Source organism: Vibrio sp. MED222 (assembly GCF_000153005.1).
In the GTDB taxonomy this organism is placed as follows: domain Bacteria; phylum Pseudomonadota; class Gammaproteobacteria; order Enterobacterales; family Vibrionaceae; genus Vibrio; species Vibrio tasmaniensis_A.
This window is the reverse complement of record NZ_CH902607.1, coordinates 766430-772824: the sequence shown is the minus strand read 5'-3', so window position 1 is coordinate 772824 and position 6395 is coordinate 766430. Positions and strand designations below refer to the sequence as shown.

Here is a 6395-nt window from a genome sequence, read left to right as displayed (position 1 = left end):
ATCGCATGCTGAGCAAACCGCAAAAGCGGCACAAGACTCTGCGACAAGCACTAATAGCGGTCACGCCCTGGTTGTCGATACTAAAGGTTCTATCAATAACCTCGCCAATGAAGTGAACGAGGCGGGCAACGTGATCAGCGAGCTAAACAAGCATGCTCAAGAGATTTCAACGGTACTTGCTACGATTCAAGGTATTGCAGAGCAAACTAACTTGCTTGCTTTGAATGCTGCGATTGAAGCGGCGCGTGCTGGTGAACAAGGTCGCGGTTTTGCTGTAGTTGCAGATGAAGTACGTGTGCTTTCTCAACGAACTCACTCTTCAACAGAAGAGATAAAGTCAACGATTGATGTTTTACAACGCACAACGGCTCAAGCGGTTGATCTTATGGAGAGCAGCTCGAAACTGGCAATACATTCCGTCGAAGATGCCGACCGAGCTTCACATGCGCTAGAAGAGATCAACACAGCGGTGGCTTTGATTAGTGATATGGCGACTCAAATTGCTACCGCAGCAGAAGAGCAAACGCACGTGACGGGTGAAATTACTCAGAACATTACGACCATTAAAGATGTTACGGACCACTTAGTTGTGGGCGCACAGGACAGCTTAACTGAGTCGAACGAACTTAAGAGCCAAGCCGCTGGTTTAAGTGACAAAGTGGCGACTTTTAAGCTTGCTTAACTGTGTCACTCACTGATGCCTGATCAGTGAGTGATTGTTAAGCAATAAGTCAAAGCGACGTAGATTACGTCGCTTTTTTTGTATTTGTGAGTAATCAAATTCTTTATTAATCAGTTTCTGAAAATTCTTTCAGCGCACTCATTGCTTCGTCTGCTTTCTCTTTCTGAACGAAGATATGGTCATGGTAATAACCAGCAATTACGTTGGCGCTAATGCCGTATGAACCTAGCTTGGTGGCAAAAGCCGCTGTTAATCCAACCGCTTCAAGACTCGAGTGGACCGATAAAGTTATCAGGCTAAATACACCGTCGAAATTTAACTGCGCTTGAGTCGCAGATTCCTCTGTTAGGACCAAGGTTAACCCTTTCTTTTCACGAAAGGTCGCGATTGGTTCGAGTTGAACATAATCTGCTAATCCCCCGTCTACAGTACAAAAAACATAATCACCTTCAATGAGCTCTGGTGACATGGACTTTAGCAGAATGTTCAAATCGGTAATGGCGGTCATCGTCTTTTTCCCTGCGTAATCGCGTTTGTTTATGGTGTTGGATAATGCAGCCAAGATAGAATTTAGCTCTGCATAAGTAAAATTAATAATACTTATTCCACATCAGTATCGTTAATGTCTAGATTCCTTCCATCTTGATGGCATCGAACAAGTGCTGAGTGGTGAGATGGAGTGGCACTAAGTTCATTATCTCGGTTGTGTTTTAGAACTGCCTGGAGATTGTGTGTTACATTTAAGTTGATACACAACTGGAGATATCGATGATCTGGCTTTCAGTGAAAGTACTACAGATTGGACTTGTCTATGGATACAGGAAGTATCAAAAAACGAAAAGAGCTCCTATGTAGGGGCTCTTTTTTTAGATGGCCTTTTTCTTATTAAAGTGAGACTTTTTTTGGAACGAACAGTGTTGAAAGAAATGGCGTATTTGTCCGGTTTACTAGTCAGTATCCAAATTGACTCTGAAATGTCACATCATCAATAAGCGAAAGTATGTTGAAAATAGAACAAGTTACCCCTCATATCGGTGCGCGAATCCATGGAGTCGATCTCGCCACATGCAGTGTGACCGAACTCGATGAGGTTTATCAGGCGCTGATTAGCCATCAAGTAATCTTCCTAGGTGATCAAATACTCTCACCAGAACAACACTTGATGATTGCAGAGCGATTTGGGCAGCTCGAGCTTGCGCATCCCTTCTTTCCTCGCGTCGAAAGCGCACCTCAGGTGAGTGTCATCGAAACAACCCGTGGTAATGCACCCATGGAAAGCTATTGGCATACGGATCTAACCTGGCGCAAAGTGCCATCGAAAGCTTCTTTGTTGCATGCTCAACATATTCCAAGCACCGGTGGGGATACGATTTGGTGTTCGATGACGGCTGTATTTGATTCATTAGATGAAGACATGAAAGTAAAGCTGAGAGGCTTATCAGCGACTCATTCGCTGGTGGCTTTTGAAGGAGTTGAGCCAGATCAGATAGAGCTTGATTGGCACAAATCACTACTTAAAACCGCGCAGCAAAATCCACCTGTAATTCATCCTGTTGTTCAGAGCCATCCGGAAACCGGTAAAGAAACACTTTATATCAATGAGCAGTTTACCCGTTATATCAACGAACTTGACCGACAAGAGAGTGATATTTTACTTAACCAACTGTTTGAAATTGCACGACGCCCTGAGTTTCAAGTCCGTTTCAAATGGGACAAGGGATCAATGGCTATTTGGGACAATAGGGTAACGCAACATTACGCGGTGATTGATTACGGCGATACTCCAAGAAAGATGCATCGCGTTACAGTGACATAATGAAAACGAAGAGGCGCAGCACTTGCTAAGGCGCGTTATTGGTGTAGGCGTGAGCGTATAAATCTGAATCACTTAGGGATGTTGTCTGAGTTAAAGTATGAAACCGAGACTTTATTCATCTAAGTCATAATAAAATCAAAAGCGTTGATACATATTTGATTGAAAGCTCACTGCTCTGAGGTGATGTGTAATATACTCAGCGGAAAACATAAGAACCAACATCAAATTTTAGACTTTGTAAACGTTAGGGCTTAGTAAATAAAGTATTTGTATGAACGCGATTCGTAAAGTTTATCAGTACGCAGAACCTAACCTAACCCTTGTGGGTTGGATGGGCTTTGTCGGTTTCCCTGCTTACTACATTGTATGGGAATTCTTGTTTCCGCAACCCTATGAAAATTTAGCCGTGCGTCTGTTTTGCTCGGTATTGTTCCTTGGGATTGTTGTTCGTAATCGTATTCCATTTGATTGGCGAAAGTACCTTCCGGCTTATTATCAAGTCGCTATTACCCTCTGCTTACCGTGTTTTTTCTTTTACATGCTGCTGATGAATAACTGGTCCAACGTATGGGTTATGTCTTTCATGTCGGCTATTTTCCTCCATATTCTATTAGTTCACGTCACCCGAGTGATGTTTGCACAAACCTTCGCCGGGATAGGGATTGCTACCTTGTGTGCATGGGTGGCACAAGGCTTCTACTTAGAGCTCACTATGGATTGGACGCATGTGCCAATCTTCTTATTTATCTATTTGTTCGGTAACTTATTTTACTTCCGTAATCAGGTGGAACATGAGAATAAGGTGTCATTGGCGAAATCTTTTGGAGCTGGTATCGCGCATGAGATGCGAAACCCACTAAGTGGTTTACTGACATCTATTGATGTTATGCAGTCCATATTGCCGAATCCGAAAAGTGGTGGCCACCAAGGGCAATACGCTTTGAGTAATGAAGAAGTTATACAGTTACGTGAAGTGGGTGATGAAGCGATGGAGATTATTCACTCAGGTAACGAGACGATTGATCTGCTATTGACTTCAATTGATGAAAACCGAGTATCTCGTTCTACGTTCAAGAAACATTCAGCTCAAGCGGTGGTGGAAGGGGCGATAGATAGCTTTAACTATAAGCGCTCAGCTGATAAATCAGCGATCTCTTTAGATGTACAAAGCAACTTTGACTTCTTGGGTAGTGATACCTTGTTGAAGTACGTGATGTATAACTTGTTCAAGAACGCATTCCATCATCGCAGCCCTGAAGATTTTCATATTCATGTCACCATGTGCAGTGATGACGTGACCAATCAAATTATGGTTACCGATAACGGATCTGGTATTTCAAACGATGTCATTCGACGTATCTTCCAGGATTTTTACACCACCGGCCAATCAGGTAACTACGGCTTAGGTTTGCCATTTTGTCAGAAGGTAATGCGGTCGTTTGGTGGAGAGATTAAGTGTAAGTCTGAGGTGGAACAGTGGACGCAGTTCACGATGACTTTTCCATCTTTGACTTCTCACTCTGTGAACGAAATTAAGAGTGAGCTCACTAAGCTAAAGACAGTGTTGATGGTGAGTGACCAGAAAGTACTCTCTGATAAAATTACTGAGACATCACGTTTTATGGGGTTTGACCTCACCGTATTAGACGTTGTATCAGCACTTAAAAATAAGGAATATCAATTTGAGTTCGACTTGATTTTCGTTGATATGGAGAGCTTAGATTTAAGAGCCAATTACCTCGATAGAATTGAATCTTTACTATCGTTCACTGAAGCGAGAATCATCTATTTGTATGAGCATCACCCCATTAAGCGTGTTCGTAACGTTGCTTTTGAACCGATTTGGGTGGAAACACAAGTTTGGCTACTGAATACCAAAGCCACCATCGAGCGCTTACTTTTCGATTCCAATTACGTCTTGCCGTCGGTTGCTGTGAAACCACTAGAGGCGACTAATAAATGTACGATAATGGTGGTGGATGACAACGAATCTTTGCGCCGTTTTACCGCAATGTTATTGGAAAAACAGGGCTTTGACGTTGTACAGAAAGAAGATGGCCAACAAGCGTTAGATGCTTTGGATACCGAGGATGTTGATTTGATTCTGATGGATATCGAGATGCCAATTATGGATGGTATTGAAGCTTCTCGTCGAATCCGCAGTGCAGCCAAAGAATACTCTACAGTGCCGATTATTGCTCACACAGGCGACAGTTCCCCAGTGACATTGGAAAAAATGGAATCGTCAGGCATGTCAGATTTTATTGTGAAGCCAGCAGATAAAACCCGACTGTTCGATAAAATTGCACACTGGATTTGATTGGTTGTACCGTCCGGTTATCCAGCTGAACTAGATGAATAGATGAATAGATAAATAGATGAACACAAGAAAGAGCTCAGCAATTCGCTGGGCTCTTTTTGTATCGCGACATGATAGCGTCTATTCAGTCCTGCCGTTTGTGTTAGTTATAGAATTGGTGTGTACAGAGTTATACGAACTCTAACTCTGGGTGATGGTACGCTTCGTGACAAACTGTGAGCACATGGTCAATGTCTCGTGGTGTCATATCGGCATTCACTGAAAATCGGATGATGTTCTTGTTCTTGCCCGTAGCGGGGCGGCAGAACACCGCACCGAACACATTCCGTTCTTCAAGGAAGTCGCGCACTCGCTCTGTATTTCTCTCATTGCCGCACTCCAACGCAACAATTTGAGACTCGCTGCGGATATTAAAGCCAATTCGTTTTAGACCCGTAGTCAGCGATTTAGCACGCAGGAACAGAGCTTGTCGTTTATCATCTGCACTTTTGATTACCTCTAATGTTTTCTCTAAACGGACCACCTCTTGTGGTAACACGGTCGAGCTGAAAATCGCGGGATAAGCAACAAACGGTAAGGTTTCTGAAAGCAGTTTTGGCCCAAGGATCGCGCCTGCACGATAAGCAAAGGTTTTAGCCAAACTTACGGTGATGAAGTCGACTTGCTTTGTAAGGCCCAATGCGTGAACTATGCCGGCACCATTTTCCCCATGCGTGCCCAATGAATGCGATTCATCAACGACGACGGCACAATCAAACTCCTGCGCCATTTCGTAGATGTCGCGTAGTGGGGCGATGGTCCCAATGGTACTGTAAACCGAATCGACCACAATAACGCCTGAGCCGTGGCGCTCTAACTGTTTACGCAGGTGATTCATATTGTTATGCATAAACGGGTGGGCGATGCCGCCAGCGGCACGAATGCCTTCCCATAGCGACATATGGGCAAAAAAGTCGATATACACCGATGTGTCCGGCGGGCAGATGGTTTGTAATAGTCCAATATTGGCCGCCCAACCTGACTGAGAAAGCAAACAGCTCTCCATTCCGACATAGTTCGCGAGCTCGGTTTCAAACGCAGGTTTAGACTCTTCATCTTGTAAAAAAATTGCAGACATCACTACGTTGTCATCGTGTTCAATAATCGCTGCTTGATGGGCGTCTTGGATCGGTTTGTTGTGTGACAGTGCTAAGTAATCATTGCTCTGCATCACGACGGCATTGCGCTGAGGTCGTTTACCCAATACCAAGTGCTTTTGGCTTTGGTTCTGGGTAATGAGGTCTTGAATATAGAAATTCAAGCGTTCTTCGATAAAGGAAGGTAGTGGTTTGTTTTTTGTTGTATCACTCATAATTATTCTCTTCAAATACGGGAAAACGCCAGCGCCGGCGGTTGTATATTGAAGTTAAAAAGTGATGTGTCATTAGTCAGTTTGCATAATTTTGTATGTGCTAGCAAACTCAGTATTTAAGGGTTTTGAGGCGAGTGGGTTTCCTTACGGTTCGGGGCTTTAACCGAATCAAGATAGGAATAATAGCCTTCTTTTTTATGACAAAAGGCTATTAAAATTCGGTGTT

5 protein-coding genes are annotated in these 6395 nt (G+C 43.5%); 3 read left to right on the top strand and 2 right to left on the bottom strand.

Going from position 1 to position 6395, the window contains the following annotated elements; all coding sequences use genetic code 11:
* A partial coding sequence (locus MED222_RS11455) for a methyl-accepting chemotaxis protein (protein WP_009846959.1) occupies window positions 1-682 on the top strand: 682 nt, incomplete at its 5' end.
* A 106-nt stretch (window positions 683-788) separates the two neighbouring features.
* Here MED222_RS11455 and MED222_RS11460 read toward each other — a convergent pair.
* The gene (locus tag MED222_RS11460) at window positions 789-1190 is read right to left on the bottom strand and encodes an ACT domain-containing protein (protein WP_009846958.1); all 402 of its coding nucleotides are present in this window, start codon (window positions 1188-1190) and stop codon (window positions 789-791) included.
* A 492-nt stretch (window positions 1191-1682) separates the two neighbouring features.
* On the opposite strand from MED222_RS11460, the gene MED222_RS11465 reads away from it, so the two are divergent.
* Both MED222_RS11465 and MED222_RS11470 read left to right on the top strand, forming a co-directional pair.
* A complete protein-coding gene (locus tag MED222_RS11465; RefSeq protein WP_009846957.1) occupies window positions 1683-2498 on the top strand; it encodes a TauD/TfdA dioxygenase family protein in 816 nt (271 codons plus the stop codon).
* A 271-nt stretch (window positions 2499-2769) separates the two neighbouring features.
* On the top strand, window positions 2770-4818 hold the full coding sequence (locus MED222_RS11470; RefSeq protein WP_009846956.1) for an ATP-binding response regulator: 2049 nt from the start codon (window positions 2770-2772) through the stop codon (window positions 4816-4818).
* Between the two features lie 169 nt (window positions 4819-4987).
* Here MED222_RS11470 and cqsA read toward each other — a convergent pair whose 3' ends face one another.
* On the bottom strand, window positions 4988-6169 hold the full coding sequence (cqsA, locus tag MED222_RS11475) for an alpha-hydroxyketone-type quorum-sensing autoinducer synthase (RefSeq protein ID WP_009846955.1): 1182 nt from the start codon (window positions 6167-6169) through the stop codon (window positions 4988-4990).
* Window positions 6170-6395 lie beyond the last annotated feature (226 nt).